21 protein-coding genes are annotated in these 24,779 nt (G+C 65.0%); 12 read left to right on the top strand and 9 right to left on the bottom strand.

The genetic code is table 11. The features are described 5' to 3' along the window. Nucleotides 1–88 precede the first annotated feature (88 nt). Both AC3FLX_RS24845 and AC3FLX_RS24840 read left to right on the top strand, forming a co-directional pair. Nucleotides 89–733 (top strand): LysE family translocator, encoded by a 645-nt coding sequence (locus AC3FLX_RS24845; RefSeq protein WP_488699985.1) that lies wholly within the window; start codon nt 89–91, stop codon nt 731–733. Between the two features lie 117 nt (nt 734–850). Then, a complete protein-coding gene (locus tag AC3FLX_RS24840; protein ID WP_488699984.1) occupies nt 851–1,486 on the top strand; it encodes a LysE family translocator in 636 nt (211 codons plus the stop codon). A 127-nt stretch (nt 1,487–1,613) separates the two neighbouring features. On the opposite strand, the gene AC3FLX_RS24835 is transcribed toward AC3FLX_RS24840, so the two are convergent. After that, complete coding sequence (locus tag AC3FLX_RS24835) at nt 1,614–2,156, bottom strand: hypoxanthine-guanine phosphoribosyltransferase (RefSeq protein ID WP_488699983.1); 543 nt, start codon at nt 2,154–2,156, stop codon at nt 1,614–1,616. Between the two features lie 51 nt (nt 2,157–2,207). Continuing rightward, nucleotides 2,208–3,599, bottom strand: coding sequence for a signal recognition particle protein (gene ffh, locus AC3FLX_RS24830; RefSeq protein WP_488699982.1), 1,392 nt, complete (start codon nt 3,597–3,599; stop codon nt 2,208–2,210). Between the two features lie 118 nt (nt 3,600–3,717). Here ffh and AC3FLX_RS24825 point away from each other — a divergent pair, with 118 nt between their 5' ends. The 7 genes from AC3FLX_RS24825 (at nt 3,718) to AC3FLX_RS24795 (ending at nt 14,238) form a co-directional block, all read left to right on the top strand. Then, nucleotides 3,718–4,659 carry a cytochrome C assembly family protein gene (locus AC3FLX_RS24825; protein WP_488699981.1) on the top strand — a complete coding sequence of 314 codons (942 nt, stop codon included), beginning with the start codon at nt 3,718–3,720 and terminating at the stop codon, nt 4,657–4,659. A 47-nt stretch (nt 4,660–4,706) separates the two neighbouring features. Next, nucleotides 4,707–4,973 carry a PP0621 family protein gene (locus AC3FLX_RS24820; RefSeq protein ID WP_488699980.1) on the top strand — a complete coding sequence of 89 codons (267 nt, stop codon included), beginning with the start codon at nt 4,707–4,709 and terminating at the stop codon, nt 4,971–4,973. Beyond that, nucleotides 4,970–6,991 (top strand): PAS domain-containing sensor histidine kinase, encoded by a 2,022-nt coding sequence (locus tag AC3FLX_RS24815; protein ID WP_488699978.1) that lies wholly within the window; start codon nt 4,970–4,972, stop codon nt 6,989–6,991. The genes AC3FLX_RS24820 and AC3FLX_RS24815 overlap by 4 nt, the downstream gene beginning before the upstream one ends. A gap of 38 nt (nt 6,992–7,029) precedes the next feature. Continuing rightward, nucleotides 7,030–8,694: a sigma-54-dependent transcriptional regulator gene (locus AC3FLX_RS24810; RefSeq protein ID WP_488699977.1), complete on the top strand. Its 1,665-nt coding sequence runs from the start codon at nt 7,030–7,032 to the stop codon at nt 8,692–8,694. Beyond that, nucleotides 8,687–9,286: a 1,6-anhydro-N-acetylmuramyl-L-alanine amidase AmpD gene (gene ampD / locus AC3FLX_RS24805; protein WP_488699976.1), complete on the top strand. Its 600-nt coding sequence runs from the start codon at nt 8,687–8,689 to the stop codon at nt 9,284–9,286. The genes AC3FLX_RS24810 and ampD overlap by 8 nt, the downstream gene beginning before the upstream one ends. Nucleotides 9,287–9,966: 680 nt before the next feature. Beyond that, nucleotides 9,967–12,915: a ribonucleoside-diphosphate reductase subunit alpha gene (locus AC3FLX_RS24800; RefSeq protein ID WP_488699975.1), complete on the top strand. Its 2,949-nt coding sequence runs from the start codon at nt 9,967–9,969 to the stop codon at nt 12,913–12,915. Between the two features lie 132 nt (nt 12,916–13,047). Continuing rightward, complete coding sequence (locus tag AC3FLX_RS24795; RefSeq protein WP_488699974.1) at nt 13,048–14,238, top strand: ribonucleotide-diphosphate reductase subunit beta; 1,191 nt, start codon at nt 13,048–13,050, stop codon at nt 14,236–14,238. Nucleotides 14,239–14,428: 190 nt separating this feature from the next. Here AC3FLX_RS24795 and AC3FLX_RS24790 read toward each other — a convergent pair whose 3' ends face one another. Continuing rightward, entirely contained in the window at nt 14,429–15,391 is a 963-nt protein-coding gene (locus tag AC3FLX_RS24790) for a tripartite tricarboxylate transporter substrate binding protein (RefSeq protein WP_488700047.1), read from the bottom strand. 196 nt (nt 15,392–15,587) lie between these two features. On the opposite strand from AC3FLX_RS24790, the gene AC3FLX_RS24785 reads away from it, so the two are divergent. Then, a complete protein-coding gene (locus tag AC3FLX_RS24785) occupies nt 15,588–16,553 on the top strand; it encodes an MDR/zinc-dependent alcohol dehydrogenase-like family protein (RefSeq protein WP_488699972.1) in 966 nt (321 codons plus the stop codon). Nucleotides 16,554–16,572: 19 nt separating this feature from the next. On the opposite strand, the gene AC3FLX_RS24780 is transcribed toward AC3FLX_RS24785, so the two are convergent. Both AC3FLX_RS24780 and AC3FLX_RS24775 read right to left on the bottom strand, forming a co-directional pair. Then, nucleotides 16,573–17,508: a recombination-associated protein RdgC gene (locus tag AC3FLX_RS24780; protein ID WP_488699971.1), complete on the bottom strand. Its 936-nt coding sequence runs from the start codon at nt 17,506–17,508 to the stop codon at nt 16,573–16,575. Between the two features lie 175 nt (nt 17,509–17,683). Beyond that, complete coding sequence (locus tag AC3FLX_RS24775) at nt 17,684–18,283, bottom strand: BPSL1445 family SYLF domain-containing lipoprotein (RefSeq protein ID WP_488699970.1); 600 nt, start codon at nt 18,281–18,283, stop codon at nt 17,684–17,686. Nucleotides 18,284–18,466: 183 nt separating this feature from the next. Between AC3FLX_RS24775 and AC3FLX_RS24770 the strand changes: the two genes are divergently transcribed. Beyond that, nucleotides 18,467–19,000, top strand: a complete 534-nt coding sequence (locus AC3FLX_RS24770; protein ID WP_488699969.1) for a hypothetical protein — start codon at nt 18,467–18,469, stop codon at nt 18,998–19,000. A gap of 78 nt (nt 19,001–19,078) precedes the next feature. Here AC3FLX_RS24770 and AC3FLX_RS24765 read toward each other — a convergent pair whose 3' ends face one another. Both AC3FLX_RS24765 and AC3FLX_RS24760 read right to left on the bottom strand, forming a co-directional pair. After that, nucleotides 19,079–19,912, bottom strand: a complete 834-nt coding sequence (locus tag AC3FLX_RS24765) for an aldo/keto reductase (protein WP_488699968.1) — start codon at nt 19,910–19,912, stop codon at nt 19,079–19,081. Between the two features lie 142 nt (nt 19,913–20,054). Then, entirely contained in the window at nt 20,055–20,453 is a 399-nt protein-coding gene (locus AC3FLX_RS24760) for a tautomerase family protein (RefSeq protein WP_488699967.1), read from the bottom strand. A gap of 141 nt (nt 20,454–20,594) precedes the next feature. On the opposite strand from AC3FLX_RS24760, the gene AC3FLX_RS24755 reads away from it, so the two are divergent. Beyond that, on the top strand, nt 20,595–21,485 hold the full coding sequence (locus AC3FLX_RS24755; RefSeq protein ID WP_488699965.1) for a LysR family transcriptional regulator: 891 nt from the start codon (nt 20,595–20,597) through the stop codon (nt 21,483–21,485). Between the two features lie 18 nt (nt 21,486–21,503). Here AC3FLX_RS24755 and AC3FLX_RS24750 read toward each other — a convergent pair whose 3' ends face one another. Together AC3FLX_RS24750 and AC3FLX_RS24745 are read right to left on the bottom strand one after the other, a co-directional pair. Beyond that, nucleotides 21,504–22,190, bottom strand: a complete 687-nt coding sequence (locus AC3FLX_RS24750) for a Fe2+-dependent dioxygenase (RefSeq protein ID WP_488699964.1) — start codon at nt 22,188–22,190, stop codon at nt 21,504–21,506. Between the two features lie 57 nt (nt 22,191–22,247). Beyond that, nucleotides 22,248–24,509 carry a TonB-dependent receptor gene (locus AC3FLX_RS24745; RefSeq protein ID WP_488699963.1) on the bottom strand — a complete coding sequence of 754 codons (2,262 nt, stop codon included), beginning with the start codon at nt 24,507–24,509 and terminating at the stop codon, nt 22,248–22,250. Nucleotides 24,510–24,779: the final 270 nt, after the last annotated feature.

Genomic DNA, 24,779 nt, shown 5'->3' with positions numbered 1-24,779 from the left:
CCCCCGCCCGCGCAATTTTCTACAATCCATCCCCCGCTGGTCCGGCCAGACTGCCTGCCTTTGCGTTCTTCGCGGCAAGGAGTCAACGATGGTTTTCGATCAGGTGTCGTGGCAGCAATTTGCGATGGTTGCAGGCGCGCACGGGCTGGCGCTGCTCAGTCCCGGCCCGGACTTCTTCCTGGTCCTGCGCACGGCAATGGTGGAGGGCACGCGGCGTGCGATGGGCGTGTGCGTGGGTATCGCGCTGGGCAACGGCATCTATATAGTGCTGGCCCTTGCGGGGCTGGCCGCCACGGCCGGCATGCGCCAGGTGTTCACTTCACTGCAATGGGCCGGCTGCGCCTATCTGGCGTGGATGGGCTGGAAATTCCTGCGTGCGCGGGGCACTGTCGAACTGCCGGAGGCGCCGCCTGGCATCCGGCCGAGGGCAGCCTGGGCGTCGCTCGTCGGCATGGGATTCCTGTCGGCCGTCCTCAATCCCAAGAACGGTCTGTTCTATGCCAGCCTGTTTGCGGTACTGGCCGGACGGCACACGCCGCTGGGCGCTCAGGCCGCTTATGGCGTCTGGATGTTCGGCGTGGTGCTGCTGTGGGACGTTGCCGTGGCGGCGGCCGTACGGCATCCCGCCATCATGGGACGGTTCGCGCGGTCGGTGCGCACCGTGGAGCGGATGACGGGCATCGTGCTCTGGGGCATGGCGGTCGCGGTGGCGGTCAGCGCGGCAGGGCGTTAGCACGGTAGATATCTAATGGATCGGCCCCGTACCGGCGCTTTTTCGTCAATGTGTACCGGTACTGTACTGTGATGTGTGCCTAGACTGAGCGCCTGTCGATGTTTCTGGAGCGCCGTCATGGCCCTGTCCGCTACGCCTCACCTTGCCGCCAGCACCAGCGCGCTGCTGGCGTACAGCGCCTTTCTTCTGGTGTCTTCGATCACACCCGGCCCGAACAACACGATGCTGCTGGCCCCCGGCGTGAACTTTGGCCTGCGGCGCACCGTGCCGCACCTGCTTGGCATTTGCATTGGCATGGTGGTCATGATCACGGTCGTGGGACTGGGCCTGGGCTCGGTTTTCACGGCACTCCCGTGGACGTGGAATGTGCTCCGCGTGGGGGCAACGGCTTACCTGGTCTGGCTGGCGTGGAAGCTGGCGACGGCAGGCGGATTGCAGGACCGCGAGGTGACCCGGCCGATGAGCTTTCTGCGCGCGGCCGCGTTCCAATGGGTCAATCCGAAAGCCTGGGTGATGGCGGTGGGCGCATGCAGCGCTTATGTGCTGCATCCGAATATCTGGATCAACGCGGCGCTGATGGCGGCGTTGTGTGCCGTGGTGAACCTGCCGAGCATTACCACCTGGGCGGTATTCGGCGCAGGGCTGCGCCGCTGGCTCGGCAATCCCCGCGTGCTGCGGGTGTTCAATGTAACGATGGCGCTGCTGTTGCTGGCCTCGCTGTGGCCGATCCTCGGCGCCAGTCCGCACGGGTAGCCAATAACGGGACGATTCTGGCGTCGTCGCGCGGCTCAGGTCGATCCACTCGTACCGTCTGGCGGCCGCGCCTGGCCAGAATCGCTTCACTTCGCCATACCGGCGGCTGGCGCCGCCGGGGCAAAGCTCAGACCAGCGCGCGGATCGCGCCGAGGTTGCGCCAGTAACCCTTGACGTCCATGCCGCAACCAAAGACGTAGCGGTCGGGCACCTGGAACCCACAGAAGTCAGGGTGCATCGGCTTTACCTTGGTCAGCGTCTTTTCGCAGAGCACGGCGGCGTGGAATTCCTTCGCGCCCATGTCCATGATGCGCTGGCGGATGGCCGCCATCGTCTCGCCTTCATCAAGGATGTCGTCGAGCACCAGCACCACGCGGTCCTTGACCGATTCGCGGGGCGCCACGCGCCATTGCATCTCGCCGCCAACGGTCTTGTTGTTGTAGCGCGAGAGGTGGATGTAGTCGAATTCCAGCGGGAACTGCAGCTTGGGCAGCAGCATGCCGGTGAAGACCACGGCGCCGCCCATCACGGACAGCACCAGCGGAAAGGCGTCGCCCATCTTGTCGGTAATCTCGCGGGACATGCGGTCCAGCGAGTCCTGCACCTCCTCGGCGCTGACGATTTCCTCGGAGCTGGCCCAGAGTTCGCGGGCCTGTTCGGCGGTCATCATGATCGGTGTGTCCTGTTACGTGTCTTTTGCGGGTAAGGATTCGGCGGCGGGTCAGCGGTTGAACAGACCCTTCATGCCGCCTTTCATGGCACCCATCTGGCGCATCATCTTCATCATGCCGCCGCCTTTGAGCTTTTTCATCATGCCCTGCATCTGGTCGAACTGGTTCAGCAGGCGGTTCACCTCCTGAACCGGCACGCCGGCGCCGGCCGCGATGCGGCGCTTTCGGCTGGCCTTGATCAGCTCCGGCTTGGCGCGCTCGGCGGCCGTCATGCTGTTGATGATGCCTTCCATGCGGCGCACCTGCTTCTCGGCCTGGTCCATGTTGGCACCCTGCGCCTGCTGCGCGAACTGCGCCGGCAGCTTGTCCACCAGGCTGCCCAGGCCACCCATCTTCTTCATCTGGCCGATCTGCGCCTTGAAGTCTTCCAGATCGAAGCCGCCGGTCTTCTTGATCTTCTTGGCCAGTTTCTCGGCCGCGTCCATATCCACGCCGCGCTGGGCTTCCTCCACCAGCGCGAGGATGTCACCCATGCCCAGAATACGCTGGGCCATGCGGTCGGGGTAGAAGGGCTCCAGGCCATCGAGCTTTTCACCGACGCCGACGAACTTGATCGGACGCCCCGTGATGTGGCGCACGGACAACGCGGCACCGCCGCGTGCGTCGCCGTCGAGCTTGGTCAGCACCACGCCGGTCAGCGGCAGCGCGTCGTTGAACGCCTTGGCCGTGTTCACGGCGTCCTGGCCGAGCATGGCGTCGACCACGAACAGCGTTTCGGCGGGCTTGAGCTCGGCGTGCAGCGTGGCAATCTCCTGCATCATCGCCTCGTCGATACCAAGGCGGCCGGCCGTATCGACGATCAGCACGTCGTGATAGTGCTTGCGCGCCCAGTCCAGCGCCGCGCGGGCGATGTCCACCGGCTTCTGGTCCGGCTGCGACGGGAAGAAGTCCGCGCCCACCTGTTCGGACACGGTCTTGAGCTGGGCGATAGCGGCGGGACGATACACGTCGCACGATACCGTCAGCACCTTCTTCTTGCGGTTTTCCTTGAGCCACTTGGCCAGCTTGCCGGACGTGGTGGTCTTGCCGGCACCTTGCAGGCCGGCCATCAGGATCACCGCGGGCGGCTGAACGTTCAGGTTCAGCTCATTGACCTTGGGGTCGGCGACGGCTTCGTCACCGCCGATGACGGCGGTCAGCTCGCGCTGCACCACGCCGACCAGCGCCTGGCCCGGGGTCAGGCTCGTGACCACGTCCTCGCCAAGCGCCTTTTCCTTGACGCGGGCGATGAAGTCACGCACGACCGGCAGCGCCACGTCGGCTTCGAGCATGGCAAGGCGCACTTCGCGCAGCATCTCGGCGGTATTGGCCTCGGTCAGTCGGGCCTCGCCGCGCATGGTCTTGACGACCCGCGCCAGGCGTTGTGTGAGGTTATCCAGCATGGCAGAAAAGGGGAGAAAATTCGGCTTCGAATGCGGGGCGCAGCCGGCTTGGGCTGGGCGTTGTGGCGGGAATCCATCGCCAGAACCACCCGTGTTGGCACTAAGGTAAACTGCGCAAATGGCCATTGTACTGTATGCCTTGACGGCAATTCTCTACTGCGGCCTGGCCTTTCACGGCTGGGCGACGCGCAACCCGCAACTGGCGGCCGCCGGGGGAGGCACCGTCGGGCCACAGGGGCGCACCGGCGCCGCGGCCCTGACCGTGCTGATGCCATCGCCCGCCAACGGCGACCAGGCCAGCGGCCAGCCCGCCTGGTGGCACGCCGCGGTGATGGTGGCGCTGGTCAGCCACGGCGTGCTGCTGCACGAAACGATCTTCCCGGCGGACCACATGATGTTCGGCTTCGCCTTCGCGCTGTCGGCCATGCTGTGGCTGGGCGTGGGTATCTACTGGATCGAGAGTTTCTTCTTCTCGCTGGCCGGTCTGGGACTGATCGTGTTCCCCGTGGCGATGCTGGCGAGCCTGATGCCGCTGGCATTTCCGGGCACGCAGATTCTGGGCTATGCGGCGCGGCCGCTGTTCAAGCTGCATTTCGTGATTGCCAACGTGGCCTACGGGCTGTTCACGCTGGCCGCCTTCCATGCCTTCCTGATGCTGCTGGCCGAGCGCCGCCTGCACAGTTTCAACCGGCCGGCGGCCGGTGAGCCGGCGTCCGGGCAATGGCTGGGCCGCTGGCTCGACCTGCTGCCGCCGCTGCTGACGCTGGAAAAGCTGCTGTTCCGCCTGATTGCGGCAGGCTTCGTGCTGCTGACGCTGACGATCGTGTCGGGCTTCCTGTTCTCGGAGCAGTTGTTCGCCCGGGCATTTCGCGTGGACCACAAGACCGTTTTCGCGATCATTTCGTGGCTGATGTTCGGCGGCATCCTGATCGGCCGGAGTTTCCGCGGATGGCGTGGCCGCACAGCGCTGCGCTGGGTCATTGCGTCGTTCGGCATCCTGCTGCTGGCCTACGTGGGCAGCCGCTTCGTGATCGAAGTGGTGCTGCACCGGATTACCTGACGGCACCCCGCCATCCAGGCCAACGCGTTTCTCGTTTTTTCCGATTTATGGCAAGAATCTTCCTCCTGCTGGCTGTCGTGCTGGGCGTCCTGTGGTGGCTGCGTGAACGCGCCAGCGCGCGTCAGGATGCCGAACGGGCGCGGCGCGATACCGCGACGGGGCGTGCGGCAGCCGACGGCGACGCCTCCGAGCCGATGGTCCAGTGCGCGCACTGCGGCGTGCATCTGCCGAGGGGCGATGCCATCGCGTGGCAGGGCCTTCATTACTGCCGCCGCAGCCATCTCCCGGATACCGCCGGAGAGGGCGGCGCATGAAGCGGCGGCCATCGGTCTGGGCCCGGCTGAGCGGCTGGCACCTGCTGGTCGATCTGTGGCGCCAGCCCGAGCCGCCTGAATTCCACTGGCGCCTGCTGCGCTATTTCTGCTGGACGCGCGCGGCCGTGGCGCTGCTGCTGCTGGGCTATGCCTGGCTGCCGCTGGAGCGCGCCGGCTCCGGCGTGGCGGTGGTCAGCATCGCCGCCACCGCGCGCACGGCGGCCGCCATTCCGGCGGTGGTGCCGTACCTGTGCATCGCCCTGGTGACATTGTTTGGCACGCTGTGGCGGCGCCATTTTCACCTGCGCGTGCGCGTGCAGGTCATCGTCGATCTGACGTTGCTGGCCGCCGTCTACCTGGTACTGGGCGGCGCCGGCAGTCATGGCGAAGGGCTGGCGATGATCTTTCTGCTGCCCGCGCTGGAAGCCGGGGCGCTGACCAGCCTGCTGTTCGCGCTGTTCACCGCGGCCGTATCGGCCATGCTGGTGATGGTCAACCCATTTGCCCAGACACTGCTGGCACGCCAGGCGGACGCCAATCTGCTGGGATCGGGCCTGTTCGGGCTGGTGTTCATGATCGCGGCGCTGGTGATGTACATGCTGGCCAACCGCCAGATCGCGCAGGAGCAGCTGGCGCTGGCGCGCGAACAGGAACTGCGCCTGCAGCAGCTGGTGAACCGCCTGATGGTCAACGACATGCAGGATGGCGTGATGCTGGTGCGCGCCAACGGCGCCGTGGTTGCAGCCAACCCGGCGGCGTTCGTGCTGCTGGGCGTGCAGCCGCACGAGCGGATCAAGCAGGGACAGGTGCGCTCGGGCGAGCGCGAGAACGTGCTGTTCGACCTGCGCCGCATTCCGCGCCTGCAGCCACTGATGGAGATGCTGCGCGACTGGATCCAGCGCAAGGACGACGTACCGCGCATTCTTCAGCTGCTGCCGCTGCCGTCGCGCCCGTCGGCAAGCCGCGCGCCCATGCTGCACACGCGCCTGCGTCTGCGTTTCGTGCTGCCCGGCCTGGCGGGGCTGCGCGCCACGCTCAACGGCGTTTCCACGTTCGGCGGCGATACCACGGGGGTGCACGACATGTCGCCCGAAGGCGCGGCGCGGCTGCGTCTGGCCATCGCCCAGAACGAGGCGATGGCATGGAGCCCCGAGGACGAGACCCTGCTGCGCAGCGAAATGCGCGATACGGTGCTGGTGCATATCGAAAGCTGGGAGCGCATCGCCGAGCAGGTGCAACAGGAAAAGCTGGCGGCGATGGGCCGGCTGGTGGCCAGCGTGGCGCACCAGATCCGCAATCCGCTGGCCGCCATCAGCCAGGCCAACGAGCTGCTGGCCGATTCCGGCGGCGGCGAGGGCAGCAGTATCGATGCGCGGCTGCTGCGCATCATCAGCGATAACGTGCGGCGGCTGGACCAGGTGGTGTCCGATGTGCTGCAACTGTCGCGCCGGCCCAAGACCGATCAGAGCGCGGTGGACCTGGGCCAGGCGCTGCCGGAGATCGTCGACCGCTGGCGGCTGGAGATGCGCTCGCGTGCCGGCGCCCGCGCCGAGGTCAATCCCAATGCAATTCGCGTCACCGTCGACCTGCAAGGCCCGGTGATCTTCGATGTCGCGCAGCTCCAGCAGGTGCTGGGCAATCTGCTCGACAACGCGTGGCGCTACTGCAGCCGGTTGCCGGGGTCGATCCGCATGCTGGCCCATGCGCTGGATCAGCACCATGCCGAGCTGATCGTCTGGAACGACGGGGCCGAAGTCACGCGCGACCAGCAACGCAGCCTGTTCGAGCCGTTTTTCACCAGCAATCCGCAAGGCACCGGGCTGGGCCTGTTCATGGCGCGCGAGCTGTGCGGGGCCAACGATGCGCAGGTGCGTTACGGCGCGATCGTCGTCGATGTGTTGCTGGAACGCACCGGCATGCTTGGCGGCGGGGCTCGCGATACACTTCCAGCCAAGGCATTCGTGCTGACGATGCGCATCCAGGCACCTGACGTGGTCGATGCCGCCATCGCCGGCTAGTTCGCACCGAATAACAATAACCGGACCCTTACACCGTCATGGCAGCCAGACCGCCCGCTCCCGATCCGATACTCGTCATCGACGACGAGGCTGACCTGCGCGAGCTGCTGGACATATCGCTGCGCCGCATGGGCCATGACGTGGTGATGGCCGGGTCGCTGGCCGAAGCGCGCCTGCGCCTGGCCGAACGGCGCTACAGCCTGGTGCTGACCGATATGCGGCTTGGCGACGGTCTGGGCATCGATATCGTGCGCCAGCTTTCGGCATCGCCCGAACGGACGCCAGTGGCCGTGATCACGGCATATGGCAGCGCCGACAATGCCGTGGACGCACTCAAGGCCGGTGCCTTCGACTACATCGCCAAGCCAGTCTCGCTGGACCAGCTGCGCACGCTGATCCTGAATGCGCTGGGACGCCAGCAGCGGGCGCCGGTGGATGGCGGCAATGCAGGAGAGCTGTCCGAATTGGCCGAACTGGCCGATCGTGCCGCGAGCTTGCTGCCCGGTATTTCCACGGCCATCAACGACGTACGCCGCTCGCTGTCGCGGCTGGCGCGCAGCATGGCACCGGTGGTGATCAGCGGAGAATCGGGCAGCGGCAAGGAGCGCGCGGCGCGCGCCATCCACGCCATCAGCGCGCGCTCGGCCCATCCGTTCGTGGCCGTGAACTGCGGTGCGATTCCCGAAACGCTGATGGAGGCCGAGTTCTTCGGCCATGTAAAGGGGGCGTTCACGGGCGCCGACGCCGAGCGTGGCGGCTTTTTCCAGGCGGCCCACGGCGGCACGCTGATGCTGGACGAGGTGGCGGACCTGCCGCTGGCCATGCAGGTCAAGCTGCTGCGCGCGCTGCAGGAGCGCCGCGTGCGCAAGATCGGCGCCAGCAAGGAAGACAGCGTCGATGTGCGCGTGATGTGCGCCAGCCACAAGGATCTGGCCGCGATGGTCGCGGCCGGTTCGTTCCGGCAGGATCTTTATTACCGGCTCAACGTGCTGGAACTGCGCATGCCCACGCTGCGCGAGCGCGTGGTGGACGTGCCGGTGCTGGCCCACGCCATCCTGGAACATCTGGCCGCGCGCTATGGCGATGCGCATCCCAAGCGACTGTCGCGCGCCGCGCTGGACAGGCTGACGACGTACCCGTTCCCCGGCAACGTGCGTGAGCTGGAAAACCTGCTGGAGCGCGCCTATGCGTTCGCGGAGTCCGAAGAAATCGCGGTGGCGGACCTGGGCCCGCTCGATGCCGGCATGGAGCGCGCCACCATGCTGCAGGCGGGCGCGCCCGCGGTGATGCATGCCCCAGCGGCTGCCCCGGTGCCGGCCGGCTATCACGCATGGGGCAGTCCGGCCACCTGGCCGGCACCGGGCGCGGCGGCACCTGTCGTGACGCTGCCCGAGCTGGCGCCGGAACCGGAGCCGGGCGGTGTTGTGGAAAACGACCCGCTGGCCACGGCGCTGGCCAACCTCGACTTCCCGATCGACCTGCCCGCGCGGCTCGAAGCCGTGGAGCGGGAGCTGATCCTGCGCGCGCTCAGGCAGACCGGTTTCAACCGCACCGCCGCCGCGCCGCTGCTGGGGCTGAACTTCCGGCAGTTGCGCTATCGCATCCAGCAGCTTGGCATCCGTGACGAGCGCGAAGGCCGCGACGGACAAGCCGCCGTGGACGAGGGCGAGCCGCTGGCCGAAGGCGAGGGCCGCGATGCCTGACGCGGCCAGCGCGCACGACTTCCTGCCGGACGCCGACGGTTGGGTGCCCGCCGCCCGCCGCGCGCCGTCCCCCAATTTCGATGCCCGCCCCGCGGGCATGCCGCTGGACGTGGTGGTGATCCACAACATCAGCCTGCCGCCGGGCCAGTTCGGCACTGGCGACATCGAAGCGTTCTTCCAGAACCGGCTCGACGTGTCGCGCCATCCGTTCTTCGAGACGATCCGTGACGTGCGCGTATCGGCCCACTTCCTGATTGCGCGCGATGGCGAGCTGGTGCAGTTCGTCCCTTGCACCCAGCGCGCATGGCATGCGGGCCAGTCCGACTATTGCGGGCGGCAACGCTGCAATGATTTCTCCATCGGCATCGAGATCGAAGGCACCGACGACCAGCCATTCACGCTGGCCCAGTACGGTACCGCCGGTGCGCTGGTGGCCGCGCTGCGCGTTGCGTATCCGATCCAGGGTGTTGCCGGTCACAGCGATATCGCGCCCGGCCGGAAGACGGACCCGGGGCCTCACTTCGACTGGGATCGCCTGGCCATGCTGGCGCAACTGCCGCCCGCACTGTTGCCGTATCGGCGGCAGGGGTGACCGGGTAGGTATTTCCCCCGATGTTGTGCAAACACCTCACGTCGGTCGTGATGGGTCCGGATGGGCCGTGACGGCGAAAGTGGCGATGACAAGACCCCATGCGGTGCAGGTTGTCATGGCGGTGAAAAATTCCCGTGCTGTTGCCTGCGCGCCGCCTCATTTCGGCGCAATCGGGGCTACAATCGCGCCCCCCGGTGGACGGTACCGCGCCCCATCCTGGGTCACCTATCGGTGATCCATTCCAATTAAAAAATTTTCGAAATTTTGTGCGCCACCGAACGTGACGCCGCGAAGCCTTGAGGCAGCGCGCTTTGCGGGAATGTGGCGCCGCCGCACCGGGAGCCTCAGCCCGCCCCGCGCGCTTGTCAAGACTGGTCATGCTGTCTCTTTTCACTATACTTAGGCCCAGTTTTGAACGGCACCACAACATCTAGTGGTGCCGCCGGGGAGCCGGCCCGGAAGTGCAGTAGCCGCCGCCGTGACAGGCGTCATCTAACGCATATTGGTTATCGGGCCGGAGCAGTACCGAAAGTCCCTAGCAAAATGTCCGCACGAGCAGTTTGGTTCGCATCTGGCCTGGCCTGAATCAAGTGTCTTAGGAAGCGCATTTTGCTAGGGACTTTGTCGTCTCAGTACAAGAACAGAAGTATTCATCACAGGGTTAATACCGGAGTTACCTCATGCAAACGGCCCAAAACGAACAACAAACCACCGGCGTGACTGGCGCAACTGGAATTGGTGGCGCAGCAGCCGGTAGCTCGCAGCAGAGCCCTGCCGCTGCAGGTGTTTCGTACCAGGACTACAAGCTGATCCGCCGTAACGGCGCCGTGGTGGCGTTCGAGCCGAACAAGATTGCCGTGGCCGTGACCAAGGCCTTCCTGGCCGTCAACGGTGGCCAGGGCGCGGCGTCCGCGCGCGTGCGCGAGCTGGTCGAGCAACTGACCCAGGGCGTGGTGCGCGCGCTGGTGCGCAGCCGTCCGAATGGCGGCACCTTCCATATCGAAGACGTGCAGGATCACGTGGAACTGGCGCTGATGCGCTCGGGCGAACATGAGGTGGCCCGCGCCTACGTGCTGTACCGCGAAAAGCGCACGCAGGAACGCGCTCAGGCCAACGCGCAAGCCGTGGCCCGCGTGCAGGAAGCCGGCGTGTCGTTCAACGTGACCGACAAGGGCGTGAGCTACCCGCTGGACCTGGTGGCGCTGCACGCGCTGATCGACAACGCCTGCAGCGGTCTGGGCAATGCCGTGAGTGCCGAGCCGATCCTGAAGGAAACGCTCAAGAACCTGTACGACGGCGTGCCGATGACGCAGGTCTACGACTCGGCCATCCTGGCCGCGCGTACGCTGATCGAGAAGGACCCGGCCTACAGCCAGGTGACCGCCCGTATCCTGCTGCACACGATCCGCAAGGAAATCCTGGGCACCGAAGTGACCCAGACCGAAATGTCGACGAAGTACGCCGAGTACTTCCCGAAGTTCATCGCGCGCGGCATCGAAGCCGAGCTGCTGGACGAAAAGCTGGCCACGTACGACCTGGCCCGCCTGGGCGCCGCGCTGGACGCCTCGCGCGACTTCCAGTTCAACTACCTCGGCCTGCAGACGCTGTACGACCGCTACTTCCTGCACGTTGACGAAGTACGCATCGAAATGCCGCAGGCGTTCTTCATGCGCGTGGCGATGGGCCTGGCGCTGGAAGAAAAGGACCGCGAAGCCCGCGCCATCGAGTTCTACCAGCTGCTGTCGTCGTTCGACTTCATGTCGTCCACGCCGACGCTGTTCAACTCGGGCACGCGCCGCTCGCAGCTGTCGTCGTGCTACCTGACCACGGTGTCGGACGACCTGGAAGGCATCTACGAAGCCCTGAAGGAAAACGCGCTGCTGTCGAAGTTCGCCGGCGGCCTGGGCAACGACTGGACCAACGTGCGCGCGCTCGGTTCGCACATCAAGGGCACCAACGGCAAGTCGCAGGGTGTGGTGCCGTTCCTGAAGGTGGTCAACGACACGGCCGTGGCCGTGAACCAGGGCGGCAAGCGCAAGGGCGCGGTCTGCGCGTACCTGGAGACGTGGCACCTGGACATCGAGGAATTCCTGGAGCTGCGCAAGAACACCGGCGACGACCGCCGCCGCACGCACGACATGAACACGGCCAACTGGATTCCGGACCTGTTCATGAAGCGCGTGATGGAAAACGCCGAATGGACGCTGTTCTCGCCGTCCACCTGCCCGGACCTGCATGACCTGGTCGGCAAGGAATTCGAACGCGCTTACCTGGGCTACGAAGCCAAGGCAGCCAACGGCGAACTGAAGCTGTTCAAGAAGGTGCCGGCCATGCAGCTCTGGCGCAAGATGCTGGGCATGCTGTTCGAAACCGGCCATCCGTGGATCACGTTCAAGGACCCGTGCAACATCCGCAGCCCGCAGCAGCACGTGGGCGTGGTGCATAGCTCGAACCTGTGCACGGAAATCACGCTGAACACGAACGACAGCGAAATCGCCGTGTGCAACCTGGGTTCGGTGAACCTGGTGGCTCACCTGAAGCAGCAGGCCGACGGCACGCACGTGCTGGACCACGTAAAGCTGCAGAAGACGATCCGCACCGCGATGCGCATGCTCGACAACGTGATCGACATCAACTACTACGCGGTGGAAAAGGCGCGCAATTCGAACCTGCGCCACCGTCCGGTGGGCATGGGCATCATGGGCTTCCAGGACTGCCTGCACGTGCTGCGCACGCCGTACTCCAGCGACGCCGCGGTGAAGTTCGCCGACACGTCGATGGAAGCGGTCTGCTACTACGCGTACCACGCGTCGACCGAACTGGCTGAAGAGCGCGGCCGCTACAGCACCTACCAGGGTTCGCTGTGGGACCGTGGCATCCTGCCGCAGGACTCGCTCAAGCTGCTGGCCGATGAACGCGGCGGCTACCTGGAGGTGGATCTGTCGTCGACGATGGATTGGGACAGCCTGCGCGCCCGCATCAAGCAGCACGGCATGCGCAATTCGAACTGCATCGCGATCGCCCCGACCGCGACCATTTCGAACATCATCGGCGTGTCCGCCTGCATCGAGCCGACGTTCCAGAACCTGTACGTGAAGTCGAACCTGTCGGGCGAATTCACGGTGGTGAACGACTACCTGGTGCGTGACCTGAAGGACCGCGGCCTGTGGGACGAAGTGATGGTTGCGGACCTGAAGTACTTCGACGGTTCGCTGGCCCGCATCGACCGCATTCCGCAAGACCTGCGCGATATCTATGCCACGGCCTTCGAAGTGGAGCCGACCTGGCTGGTGGAAGCCGCCAGCCGCCGCCAGAAGTGGATCGACCAGGCTCAGTCGCTGAACATCTACATGGCCGGCGCATCGGGCAAGAAGCTGGACGACACGTACAAGCTGGCCTGGCTGCGCGGTCTGAAGACGACGTACTACCTGCGCACGATCGCCGCCACGCACGTGGAGAAGTCCACCGTGACGCGCGGTTCGCTGAATGCGGTGTCGTCGGGTGCGGACAGCCAGTCGGCCATCGCCGCGGCGGCGGCATCGGCGCCGGCCATGCCGGAAGCCGAAGGCGCGGTCTGCACGATGCGTCCGGGCGACCCCGGCTTCGACGAGTGCGAAGCCTGCCAGTAACACATTGAATTGCCCTCGGTCTGTTCCCTTCTCCCGCTGTGCGGGAGAGGGGCCGGGGGAGAGGGCGGACGGCTCAACCGCCGAGGCGTTGCGCCAAAGCCGCCCCCGTAATCGAATCTTGGAGAACACAACATGCTGAGCTGGGACGACGACGTTCAAGCCACGCCGCAGGCCGCACCGCAGCCTGCCCTGCAACCCGCGGTGCCGGCCGCCACGGTCGACCAGCAAGGCGTACTGCCGCCGGCCGCCACCGCGCCGTCGGGCATCCTCGGCAACAACCCGAACGCCGCCGCCGCACAGAGCACGCGCCGCGTGAACGCCGCCGACAAGCGCGTGATCAACGGTGCCACGGACGTGAACCAGCTGGTGCCGTTCAAGTACAAGTGGGCGTGGGAAAAGTACCTGGCTGGCTGCGCCAACCACTGGATGCCGCAGGAAATCAACATGTCGCGCGACATCGCCCTGTGGAAAGACCCGAACGGTCTGACCGAGGACGAGCGCCGCATCATCAAGCGCAACCTGGGCTTTTTCGTGACGGCCGACTCGCTGGCCGCCAACAACATCGTGCTGGGCACCTACCGCCAGATCACGGCGCCGGAATGCCGCCAGTACCTGCTGCGCCAGGCCTTCGAAGAGGCCATCCACACGCACGCGTACCAGTACATCGTGGAATCGCTGGGCCTGAACGAGGCCGAGATCTTCAACGCGTACCATGAAGTGCAGTCGATCCGCGACAAGGACGAGTTCCTGATCCCGTTCATCGACACGCTGACCGATCCGTCGTTCAAGACCGGCACGCCCGAGAACGACCAGAAGCTGCTGAAGAGCCTGATCGTGTTCGCCTGCATCATGGAAGGTCTGTTCTTCTACGTGGGCTTCACGCAGATCCTGGCGATGGGCCGCCAGAACAAGATGACCGGTGCCGCAGAGCAGTACCAGTACATCCTGCGCGACGAATCGCTGCACTGCAATTTCGGTATCGACCTGATCAACCAGATCAAGCTCGAAAACCCGCATCTGTGGACGCCCGAGTTCAAGGCCGAGATCACCGAGCTGTTCAAGAAGGCCGTGGATCTGGAATACCGCTACGCGGAAGACACCATGCCGCGCGGCGTGCTGGGTCTGAACGCCCCGATGTTCAAGGGCTACCTGCGCTACATCTGCAACCGCCGCTGCCAGCAGATCGGTCTGGAGCAGTTGTTCCCGAACGAGGAAAACCCGTTCCCGTGGATGAGCGAGATGATCGACCTGAAGAAGGAACGCAACTTCTTCGAAACGCGCGTGATCGAGTATCAGACCGGCGGCGCGCTGTCGTGGGACTGATTGGCAGTACCACCGCGAAGTATCGATTGAAGGGTCGGCTGCACAGCAGTAACTACATGTACTGAACAGTCCAGGCAGCCGGGACGGGTGAGGAGCGGCCATCGGGTGAGAACCCGGTGGCCGTTTTTCTTTGGCGCCGCTTTTTTTGACAGGTCCGCCAAGAACCGTGCGATCGCACGGTTTTCGCCGCTCAATCCGCGGTTGCTCCCGACCGCTTCACCACCGCCGACCACTTCCTGATCTCGCTGTCGACGAACTTGCCGGTTTCCGCCGGCGTCATCGGCATCGGCTCCGATCCCCGGTCGGTGATGAACTTGTGCAGTTCCGGCGATTGCAGCGCCTTCACGGTCTCGGCGTTGAGCTGGCTGACGATGGCCGGCGGCGTGCCGGCGGGCGCCATCATCACGGCCCAGCCAAGCGCCTCGAAGCCCGGCACGCCTTGCTCCCGCACGGTCGGTACCGATGGCAGCTGGGGCACGCGCGTTGCCGTGGTGACGGCCAACGGCAACGCCTTGTTGGTCTGGATCAGCGGCATGGCCGCGGTGACCGAGTCCACCATCAGAGGAATCTGATTCCCGAGGAAGTCCGCCTGGGCCGGGCCGCTGCCCTTGTACGGGATATGGACGATGAAGGTGCTGGTCTGCGCCTTGAGCATTTCGGCGGACAGGTGCTGCGTGCCGCCGATACCCGCGCTGGCGTAGCTGTACTTGCCCGGCGCGGCCTTGGCCTTGGCGATCAGATCGCGCAGCGACGTGAAGCCCGATTGCGGCGTGGCCAGGAACACCAGCGGCACCGAGAACACGCCCGACACCGGCGCAAAGTCCTGGCGCGGATCGTAGTTGAGCTTCTTGTAGAGCGTCTGGTTGATCGCCATCGCGCTGCCGGCCATCACGATCGTGTAGCCGTCGGCCGGGGCCTTGGCGGCCACCTCCATGCCGATATTGCCGCCCGCGCCGGCGCGGTTTTCCACGATCACCGATTGCCCTAGCTGCTTGCCGAGCCGTTCGGCCAGCGCGCGCGCAAAGATGTCGGTGGCTTGCCCGGGCGGGAACGGCACGATGAGTTTGATGGGGCGCTCTGGCCAGGCGGCATGGGCGGTGCTGGCGGCGGCCAGCAGCAGGGCGGCCAGCGTCAGGCGGGTGTGGGGGCGCAACGACTTCAAGGGGGATCTCCTCAACTGGTTGGAATGGCGGTGACGTCTTTGTCCGTGGCGTCTTTTGTTTTTTCTCTTTTCTCTTTTCTCTTTCGGCCAGATTCTACGCGTGCTTCGTTTTCAGAATCGCCTCAAAGACACTGGGCAAATGGCCACTTAGGATCGTTCGCGGATCTCAACCAAGGAGAGAGTCACGATGCGAGCCGTTGTATTGCACCAGATGGGCGAAGCCCCGCGCTTCACCAATTTCCACGATCCCGAACCGCGCGCTGGCGAAGTCATGGTGCGCGTCTGCGCGTCGGCGATCCGTCCGGCGGACCTGGCCATCGCGCGCGGCCAGCATGCGAGCATGCCGCTCGAATTGCCCTATGTGTGCGGGCGCGATGGCGTCGGCTACCTGGCCGACGGGCAGCGCGTGTACTTCCATGCGGGCCGAAGTCCGTTTGGCGCGATGGCCGAGTTCGTGCCGGCTGAATGGGTGGTGCGGGTGCCGGACGACGTGGACTCGGTCGCGGCTGCCGCGCTGGTGGGCCCCGCCTTGAGTGCATGGCTGCCGCTTACGGTTCGTGCGGATCTGGCGCCCGGAGAGACAGTGCTGTTGCTTGGGGTGTCGGGGCTGGTCGGGCAGCTGGCCGTGCAGGCCGCCCGGCTGCAGGGCGCCGGAAGGGTCATCGTGGCGGGGCACCGCATGGACCTGGCAAACATACTCGGTGCCGATGCGCAGATCGACCTCGGCCAGACGCCGAGCGTGCTGCATCACATGTTTGCGACACACGCCCTCGATGGGATCGACGTGGTCCTGGACTTTATCTGGGGCGAAGCCCTGGAGCTACTGCTGGCGGCGCTGGTCCAGGCGGGCGGCGTACCGGCCTTGCCTGGCGTCCACGGGACGCGCATCGTTTCCGTGGCCGATCGCAGGATGGCGCCCAGCGTCATGATGACGCCCATCGCGCTGCGCGATTCGCGTGCGGTGCTGATGGGATGCGGACCGGCCAATCATCCTCCGCCAGAAGACCTGAGGTTCGTGGTGGAGGATGTCCTGGGCTGCATGCGCGAGGGCTATCTGTCGATTGAGGCGGACCAGATACCGATGAGCGAGGTCGAGGACGCATGGCGGCAGGCCGGTGAAACCGGGCGTCACATTGTGTTGACGCTCGGTTGAGGTGGCCGCCTGCTGGAGGTCAGGCTGCCTTGCGCTGTTCCACTGCCGTGGCGCCTTCGGGCTTGCGCTCGCCGCCAAGTGCTTCGGTCAGGTCCGCAAGCAGGCCGGCAAGCTCACCGGCCATCAACGCGAAATCGGCGTCGAAGCGTTCGTTCTCGTCGTGGAGCGTGGCGTCGGCCTGTTCCTTGATCACATCGAGCGGATTCACGCGCTTGACGGCCAGCGCGTCAGTCAGCACGAAGGACACGCGGTCGTTCCAGGTCATGGCCAGGCGGGTGCAGCGCTTGCCTGCGGCGATATGGCGGCGCAGATCCTCGGGGTCGAGCGGGTGGCGCACGTAGCGTACCGTGGCCTTGCTCTCGCTGCTCGACTGCAGTTCGATTTCCTGGTCGACGGTGAAGCCGGCCGGCGCCGTATCGGTGGCCAGCCATTCGGTCATGGCGGTAACGGGCGACAGATTGACCTGCAGGCCCACCACGGGCAGCGGATCGATGGCCTTGAACAGCATGCCGCGCACTTCGTCGGCCTTGGCCGTGCCGGCTGCGTCAATGGCGAGCCAGCCGTTGACCGGGTCGATCCAGACGCGCGTGTCGCGGCGGATGCTGAAGGCGCGCGGCAGCAGTTCCTCGGTGACCTGTTCCTTCAGTTCCTTCAACTGCTTGCGGCCCGGCTTGAAGCCCTGCTGTTCTTCGATTTCAGCCGCACGTGCCTTGGTCACCTGGTTGACCACGGTGGCCGGCAGCAGCTTCTTTTCGGTGCGCAGTACCAGCAGCATCTGTTTGTTGACGCAATGCACGAGCTGGTCGTTGTCGCGCGGCGATGCCCAGCCCTGGGTCTGCATCTCAAGGCTGGTGCCGGGATAGAACGCGTGTTTGGCCAGGCTGGCCTCCACATCTTCTGCACTCAGCGTCCACGGGGCGGAGAAACGATGAATCTGGAGATTCTTGAACCACATGAGAATTCGGCCTCGCGTACGGGTTGGAAAATTGGCAAGGGACGAATTCTAACGGCTGGGCGCGGGCATGAAGCGAAGAAAAAAAGCGCGCTTGTTACGGAACGCAACGGTTCCGCAACAAGCGCGCCTTGTGCTACGCGCCGACGGTGAGTCGGCCAGCGTATCGATCCGCGGATCAGATATTGAGCTTGGAGATCTTGGTGCCTTCCAGGCTCAGGCCGGCCATCAGGCCAGCGTTGGTCATGGCAAAGCCGATGATCGGCTGCTGGGCGGTATTGGTGTCGATCTGGCCATTGGCGCCGATCGTGGCAAGTGCCACGGTGGCGTCGGCTCCGACCTGCCAGCCGCTGCTGCGCACGAATTTGTCGTAGGCATCCTGCGTCATGAACATCAGAATGAATGCCTTGGACTGCGCGCCGATCTGCCAGCCGACCGACCCGGAAATCGCCCGGTAGTAGCCGCGGTCGGCACCACCGGAACGCAGTACGCCGTCGCCGTACTCGCCGCCGACGATAAAGCCCGCGGAAAGCAGTTTCGGGAAGATCAGGATGCCCTTTGCCTTGGCACCGAGATCCCGTGCCCCGTTGGCCGTGGCATAAAGCCGGCTCAGCGTGTCCGTGGCGCCGGTATCGATTTCGCGGCGCTTGGACGCGTTGTCGCCCGAATCCTTGGGGCCGGTCACGCTGCAGCCCGTCAGCGACAGCGCGCCCATAGAGAGACCGGTAATACCAACAAGCCCGGCACTGCCGGCGGACAGGAAGGTTCTACGTTTCATTATTTCCTCCAGGAGGGTAATGTGTTGCAACCGCCTCTACAGCATAGGCGGACAAGGCACATCCGCAAATGCGATTTTGTCTGACATGGAGGCAAGTGGTCTCTGACATGACGTCGTCATACTTTCTTGCAAAATCAGGGAACTAGTCCCGGAACCCGCTGTAAGCAGGCGGGTCTGTGGTGCATGCACAAGTCAACCGCCCCCCTCAACATGACCGCCGGCCACGCCGTTTCCGACCAATTGATTCCGCACTCGACTCCGCACTCGACCCCGAATGCTGCATTGCAGCGTCCCCGCGCCTGGATGCGCGCCGGCGCAATCGTCACGCCGCTGACGGCACTGCTGTTGGCCGCTTGCGGGTCCGCACCGACGGTGGAATCGCCCGAGGCCAAGCAGGAAGTGGCGCAGATGAATTCCGGCTGGCAGGCCGAGCGCGCCAAATACATGGATTGCGTCCAGGACAGGGCCGGCGATGGTGCCAAGGGCAAGGGCACCTCGAAGGAAGTTGCCGCCGGTGCCATCGATGCCTGCAAGGACCAGCTGAAGGTCATGCACGACGCCTTCCAGTCCTACCTGTCGGCGCAAATGAGCAGCGCCCACGGCCAGAATAGTGCGCGCCAAGCCGCCGATCGCGTCACCACCGATACGCGCGAGAAGGCCCGGACCTACCTGACGCGCTACGTCGAGGTGGAGCGCTACAAAGCCGGACAGCGCTGAGTTACCGGATACCTCTTTCGCAACCGACATGAAAAAGGCGCCGCAGCAGCGGCGCCTTTTCTTTTGCGATGCCGACGGTCAAAGCATCGCCAGCGGTTGCGCGTGGCGCGGCGGCGGAAAGAGTTTGTCCAGTTCGGCCAATTGGTCCGGAGTCAGCGTGATGTCCAGCGCGCTGAAGTTCTCGCGCAGGCGGTCGCGGTGCGCGGTCTTCGGGATCGCGATGACATCGTCGGACCTCAGCAGCCATGCCAGCGCCGCTTGCGCCGGAGTCATATCGTGCTGTTGCGCAAAGCGCTGCAGCCCGGCATTGCGCAGCAGCCGCGCCTGTTCAATAGGCGAATAGGCCATCACCGGCACGTTTCGCTCACGCAACCACGGCAACAGATCGAACTCGATGCCGCGGCGAGTCAGGTTGTAGAGCAACTGGTTGACCGCTACGGCGTCGCCGCCCGGGACGTCGCAGAATTCCTCCATGTCGGCCAGATCCAGATTGCTGACGCCGAAATGGCGGATCTTGCCTGCCGCCTGCAGTGCCTGAAACGCCTCGATCGTGTCGTCGAACGGCACGTCTCCGCGCCAGTGCAGCAGATACAGGTCCAGGTGGTCGGTGCCCAGCCGGCGCAGGCTGCGCTCGCACGCGGCGATGGCGCCCTTGCGGCTGGCATTGTGCGGATAGACCTTGCTGACAAGGAAGGCATCGTCCCGGCGGCCAGCCAGTGCTTCGCCGATCAGCGATTCGGACAAGCCTTCGCCATACATTTCCGCCGTATCGATCAGACGCAGGCCCATGTCCAGGCCCATTTGCAGCGTGGCGATTTCCTCGGCGCGCGTGCCGCGATGGTCGCCGATGTTCCAGGTGCCCAGGCCCAGCGCGGGAACGCGCTCGCCGCCGGGCAGCGTGACTTGCTTCATGCGATGCCTCCGGTATCGGGAAATCCGCCCTCCACACTAGTGAACATCGCGGCGTGGCACAAGCACGCCGCCCGCACGGCACTTTTAACCCGGGCGATGGAATCGCCATCGCGGGGCCATCGTGCCGTGGGGCGGCGCGGTCTCAACGGTGCTGATGCCGGAACTCCTGGGTCTTGCCACCATAGCCGTAGGCAGCCGCGCGGGCGTCGATCACGTAGATATATGACACCTCGTTGACGTCGCCGATCAGCTCGGACAGCGCCGCGAAGGACTGGCGCAGATATTCGGCCTTTTCCGCCTTGGTGTTGGTCTCGTCGGTCACGCTGATATCGAGCTGGAACGCGTTACGCCCCTTGTCATATTCGGACAACGGCTTGCCGCCGATAAACCACTGTTCGCGCGGGATGTAGGTCACGGTGGTGGCAATCACCGGCGCTTCCTTGCCCAGCACGCGCTGGGTCAGCTCACCCACCGTAGCCACGGCGCGGCGGGTCAGTTCGGAATCGGGATGGCCGGAGATCTGCAGGGATACGTGGGGCATGACTGGCTCCTTTCGGGTAAGGGTTTTACGTTGCGGCGCGCGTCATTGCGGCTGCGGTGATGTCATCGTAGGATCTTCCTTGAAATCGGAAAAGCGGGAATATACGATCCTATCTATCGGAATAGCCGAAACGTAAAAGTCATGCGTGGATTCGAAACGGACCAGCTCCGGACCTTTGTGGTGGTGGCGGAGAGCGGCAGCCTGTCGGCGGCCGCGCCGCGCCTTTTTCTGTCGCAATCGTCGGTCAGCGAGCAGCTGCGCAAGCTCGAAGAGCGCGCCGGCGTGCCGCTGCTGACTCGTGGCAAGAAGGGGGCGGCGGTGACACCGGCGGGGGCGCGTTTGCTCGACTATGCGCGGCGCATCCTGTCGCTGAATGAACAGGCGATGGCGGAACTGCGCGGGCAGACACTCGATGGCGAGCTACGGCTGGCGGTGACGGACTATTTCCGTCCCGGCGAGATCGCCGGCATGCTGCGGCGCCTGCGTGACCGCTATCCCTACCTGAAGCTGCACGTCACGGTCATGAAGAGCGCCGCCATCGAGGCCGCGGCGGACATGGATGCCTTCGATATCGGGCTGAGCATGCGGCTGATCGGCGCGCGCGGCACGGACCGAAGCCGTGAAGGCGCACGCGGCGGCACGGTACTGCGGCGGGAGGCACTGGCCTGGGTGGCGGCGCCGGAGATTGCCGAAGCGCCACAGGGCACGTTGCCACTGGTGCTGCTGCCCGACACCTGTTCGATGCATCAGTTCGTGGTGCAGCTCCTGATGCGCCGCCGGCGGGAGTTCGAGATCGCGCACTCGGCTTCCGGCGTGGCCGGTCTGCACCTGGCGCTAGCGGCGGGTCTCGGGGTGTCGTGCCTGAACACGTCGGCAATCGGGCCAGGCGTGACGTTGCTCGATGCCGCGGGGGTGGCGGGATGGAAGCTACCGGCGCTGCCGTCCGCGGAGTTCTATCTATTAGGCGCGCGGCGCGGCGAGAGCGAGTTCATCGGCCAGGCCAGGCAGGCGCTGGCCGAGCAGTTCGGTTGAGGACCGAAGCCCCGATGCTCAGGTCTCGCTCCACTGCCGCAGCAGGTTGTGATAGCAGCCGATCAGGCTGCGGCGCGCGCGTTCGTCGGCATTGGTCTGATTGAGCGTCTGGATGGCGTTGTCCATGTCGAACAGCAGCGTGCGCTGGCCGTCGTCGCGGATCAGGCTCTGTATCCAGAAGAAGCTGGCAACCCGCGTGCCGCGCGTGATGGGCGTCACCTGGTGCAGGCTGGTGGCGGGATAGACCACCAAGTCTCCCGCTGCCAGTTTTACCGAATGTACGCCGTACGTGTCTTCCACCTGCAGTTCGCCGCCGTCGTAGCTGGCGGGGTCTGACAGGAACAGCGTGGCGGAGATATCGGTGCGCAGCTTGCGGCCGCTGTGCGGATGGATGCGGACGCCGCCATCGACATGCGCACCGAAGGTCATGCCTTCGCTGTAACGGTTGAACATCGGCGGATAGACGATGTTCGGCAGCGCCGCGCTAATAAATAGCGGATGTCGTTCCAGGGCGGCCAGGATCAGGTGCTGGCATTGCGCCGCTACTTCCGAGCGCTCGTCGATCTGCTGATTGAACTTGACCGGCGCGCCGGAATAGCCGGCCGATACGCGGCCATCGACCCAGGCGTCGCCGGCGTGTTCGAGCTGCCCCAGCACCACGGCAACCTGTTCGGGGTTGAGAACCTTCGGAATGCGAACCAGCATGGATGAAGTCCGGTTGGGGCCGCCGGAGGGCACGGTCCTGTGCGGCCCCGGCGATGCTTACATGCGATAGGTGAACGACAGCATTGCGGTTCGGCCCGTACCCGGCACCGACCGGCCGCCGTCCGACTGGATCAACGCATCGTAATACTTCTTGTCGAAGATGTTGAACAGGTTCAGGCGAACATCGTATTTAGGCTGGTGGTAGGCAATCATGCCGTCCCAGCGCACAAAGCCGCCGACCTGCACCGTGTTGGTGTTGTTGGCGTAGCGCTGCGACATGTAGAACGCCCCGCCGCCCACTTCCCAGCTCGGCAGGATGGAGTAGCTGGTCCAGGCCGTGGCGGTGTGCTTTGGCGTATTGGTCGGCACCATGCCCTGGGTGCCGGCGGCGATGCCGCTCTTGATCTCGGCATCGAGGTACGTGTAACCGGCGAACACCTGCCACTTCGGCGTGATGCGACCGGTCACGCCGGCCCGGAAGCCATCCACCTGGATCTTGCCGGTCAGCGCGTAGGTGGTGGCGTCGATCTGGCTGCGCGCGTTGTCCTTGGTGATGCGGAAGATGGCCGACGTCACCGACAGGTTGCCGCTCATCAGATCCCACTTGCCGCCTGCCTCGTAGGCCTTGTTCTTCTCGGGGTCCAGCGATTGCTGGCCCACCGTGCCCACCAGTTGCTCCAGCGACGGGTTGAACGACGTGCCATACGACACGTAGTAAGACTGCTGCTCCGTCGGCTGCCAGATGCCGCCGAGTCGCACGCTTGTGAAGTGCGCGGTCTGGTCGGCGTTGGGCAGTACCGTGCTGCCTGCCGTATTGCTGGAATTGACCGAGTTGCTGATGCTGGCGATGTACTTGTCGTAGCGCACGCCGGCCACGGCCTTCCACTGCTTCGTGAACTCGATCGAGTCGTTGGCATAGACCGCCACCGTGTTGGCCGAGCCGCCCTGCAGGTTGCCCGTGCGGGTGGCAACGCTGCCGGGCGAGTCCTGGTACGGCGGATTGACGACTGGCGTACAGGCCACGTAGCCCGAGGTACCCGTGGCCGGGTTCAGCGCCGTGCTGCCGCAGCTGCCGTTGCGGAAGTAGTTCTGGTTGTTGTAGCCGTCGTGGCCGAATTCCAGACCCGTCAGCAGCGTGTGTTTCACCGAGCCGGTGTCGAACTTCGCCGTCAGTTCGGTCTGGTTGAAGATCGAATAATCGCGAATGCTGCGGTCATGGCTCTGCTGGCGCACGTATAGCTGCGACAGCGGCAGGTTCGTGGTGGTCAGCGCGGTAAAGGCACCCGCTGCATTGATCGATCCCACGGCGTTGGGTGCCGTCTCGCGGGCATTGGTTTCCACATAGTTGAACGCCGTGTAGTTGCGCAGCCGCAGGTTGGGCGAGAACTTGTGGTCGACGCCGCCCGACAGCGACACGATGTTCTGGCGCGTGTGGTCGTTGTTGAAACCGTAGAACGTATTCCGGTCGACATTGACGGGGTGGCCGTTGATGGCGGGCAGGCCGTAGTCGGGCATGTCCTCGTTGTGCTGGAGCAACGCGGACAACGTGATCTCGGTCGAGGTGCCGATGCCATAGCGCCACGACGGCGCGATGCCAAAGTCCTGCACGGTCATCTCATCGCGCGTGCTCGGCTTGCCATCCTGCGCCATCGCCGAGATGCGGAAGGCCGATGTATCGCCGGTGGGCGTATTGACGTCCGCCGTGGCGCGCACCAGCCCGTTCGTGGTGACAGAGCCGGACACTTCGGTCGCGGCCTGCAGCTTCGGCTTCTTGCTGACCTGGTTGATCACGCCGCCCGTCGAGCCTCGGCCGAACAGCATCGACGACGGTCCCATCAGCACTTCCACCTGGTCCAGCGCGAACGTGTCGCGGTAGTACTGGCCACGGTCGCGGAAGCCATCCAGATAGATGTCCGTGCGTGCCGAGAAGCCGTTCAGGTTGATGTTGTTGCCGATCTGGCCACCTTCCGCACCGCCGATGGTGATGCCGGGTACGTTGCGCAGCGCATCGGCCAGGGAGCTGGCGCCTTGCGAGTCCATCAACGCACGGTTCACGATCGTTACCGATTGCGGAACGTCGCGCAGGTCAGCGGGCAGCTTGGATAACTGGCTGCCAGCGGGATTGAAGTCGTCGCGCGCGGCGGAGCCTTGCACCGTCACCTCGCGCAGCGTTTGCGGCACGGATGCCGCAGGCTGTGCCGCCGCTGGCGCGGGCGATTGCGCGGCGGGTTGAGGGGCCTGCTGTGCAAAGGCGGCCGGTGCTGCGGGAGCTGCGAAGAGGGCCACCAGCGCGGTGGCCACGGGGGTGCGGCGGAGCATTGTCGGATCCAGTTCGCCCCGTACTACCGGGCCCTTTACCGGCGAGCAAACCGGGGCGTATGTGCGGGCGATCCGGAATATAAATACGAACTATTCGCGTTGCAATTTGCGTTGCAAGGCCGTCACAGACAAGATGCGTCGGGGTTGAATGTCTCAAGGTTCGCACATGAAGCGCGTCGACCTGATGCTGTGACCGGTTTTGTATGGCCAATGCATCGCTTTTGAAGCGTTGACGACACAAACAACACGGCCCGCATGTAGCGGGCCGTC

Source organism: Cupriavidus sp. 291-E7 (assembly GCF_057798835.1).
This window is presented reverse-complemented; position numbering and strand designations above follow the sequence as displayed.

Bases quoted from the DNA above. Each gene is read 5' to 3' on its own strand.
- AC3FLX_RS24845 (WP_488699985.1), top strand. From the start codon at position 89: ATGGTTTTCGATCAGGTGTCGTGGCAGCAATTTGCGATGGTTGCAGGC.
- AC3FLX_RS24840 (WP_488699984.1), top strand. From the start codon at position 851: ATGGCCCTGTCCGCTACGCCTCACCTTGCCGCCAGCACCAGCGCGCTG.
- AC3FLX_RS24835 (WP_488699983.1), bottom strand. From the start codon at position 2,156: ATGATGACCGCCGAACAGGCCCGCGAACTCTGGGCCAGCTCCGAGGAA.
- ffh (WP_488699982.1), bottom strand. From the start codon at position 3,599: ATGCTGGATAACCTCACACAACGCCTGGCGCGGGTCGTCAAGACCATG.
- AC3FLX_RS24825 (WP_488699981.1), top strand. From the start codon at position 3,718: ATGGCCATTGTACTGTATGCCTTGACGGCAATTCTCTACTGCGGCCTG.
- AC3FLX_RS24820 (WP_488699980.1), top strand. From the start codon at position 4,707: ATGGCAAGAATCTTCCTCCTGCTGGCTGTCGTGCTGGGCGTCCTGTGG.
- AC3FLX_RS24815 (WP_488699978.1), top strand. From the start codon at position 4,970: ATGAAGCGGCGGCCATCGGTCTGGGCCCGGCTGAGCGGCTGGCACCTG.
- AC3FLX_RS24810 (WP_488699977.1), top strand. From the start codon at position 7,030: ATGGCAGCCAGACCGCCCGCTCCCGATCCGATACTCGTCATCGACGAC.
- ampD (WP_488699976.1), top strand. From the start codon at position 8,687: ATGCCTGACGCGGCCAGCGCGCACGACTTCCTGCCGGACGCCGACGGT.
- AC3FLX_RS24800 (WP_488699975.1), top strand. From the start codon at position 9,967: ATGCAAACGGCCCAAAACGAACAACAAACCACCGGCGTGACTGGCGCA.
- AC3FLX_RS24795 (WP_488699974.1), top strand. From the start codon at position 13,048: ATGCTGAGCTGGGACGACGACGTTCAAGCCACGCCGCAGGCCGCACCG.
- AC3FLX_RS24785 (WP_488699972.1), top strand. From the start codon at position 15,588: ATGCGAGCCGTTGTATTGCACCAGATGGGCGAAGCCCCGCGCTTCACC.
- AC3FLX_RS24780 (WP_488699971.1), bottom strand. From the start codon at position 17,508: ATGTGGTTCAAGAATCTCCAGATTCATCGTTTCTCCGCCCCGTGGACG.
- AC3FLX_RS24775 (WP_488699970.1), bottom strand. From the start codon at position 18,283: ATGAAACGTAGAACCTTCCTGTCCGCCGGCAGTGCCGGGCTTGTTGGT.
- AC3FLX_RS24770 (WP_488699969.1), top strand. From the start codon at position 18,467: ATGCACAAGTCAACCGCCCCCCTCAACATGACCGCCGGCCACGCCGTT.
- AC3FLX_RS24765 (WP_488699968.1), bottom strand. From the start codon at position 19,912: ATGAAGCAAGTCACGCTGCCCGGCGGCGAGCGCGTTCCCGCGCTGGGC.
- AC3FLX_RS24760 (WP_488699967.1), bottom strand. From the start codon at position 20,453: ATGCCCCACGTATCCCTGCAGATCTCCGGCCATCCCGATTCCGAACTG.
- AC3FLX_RS24755 (WP_488699965.1), top strand. From the start codon at position 20,595: ATGCGTGGATTCGAAACGGACCAGCTCCGGACCTTTGTGGTGGTGGCG.
- AC3FLX_RS24750 (WP_488699964.1), bottom strand. From the start codon at position 22,190: ATGCTGGTTCGCATTCCGAAGGTTCTCAACCCCGAACAGGTTGCCGTG.
- AC3FLX_RS24745 (WP_488699963.1), bottom strand. From the start codon at position 24,509: ATGCTCCGCCGCACCCCCGTGGCCACCGCGCTGGTGGCCCTCTTCGCA.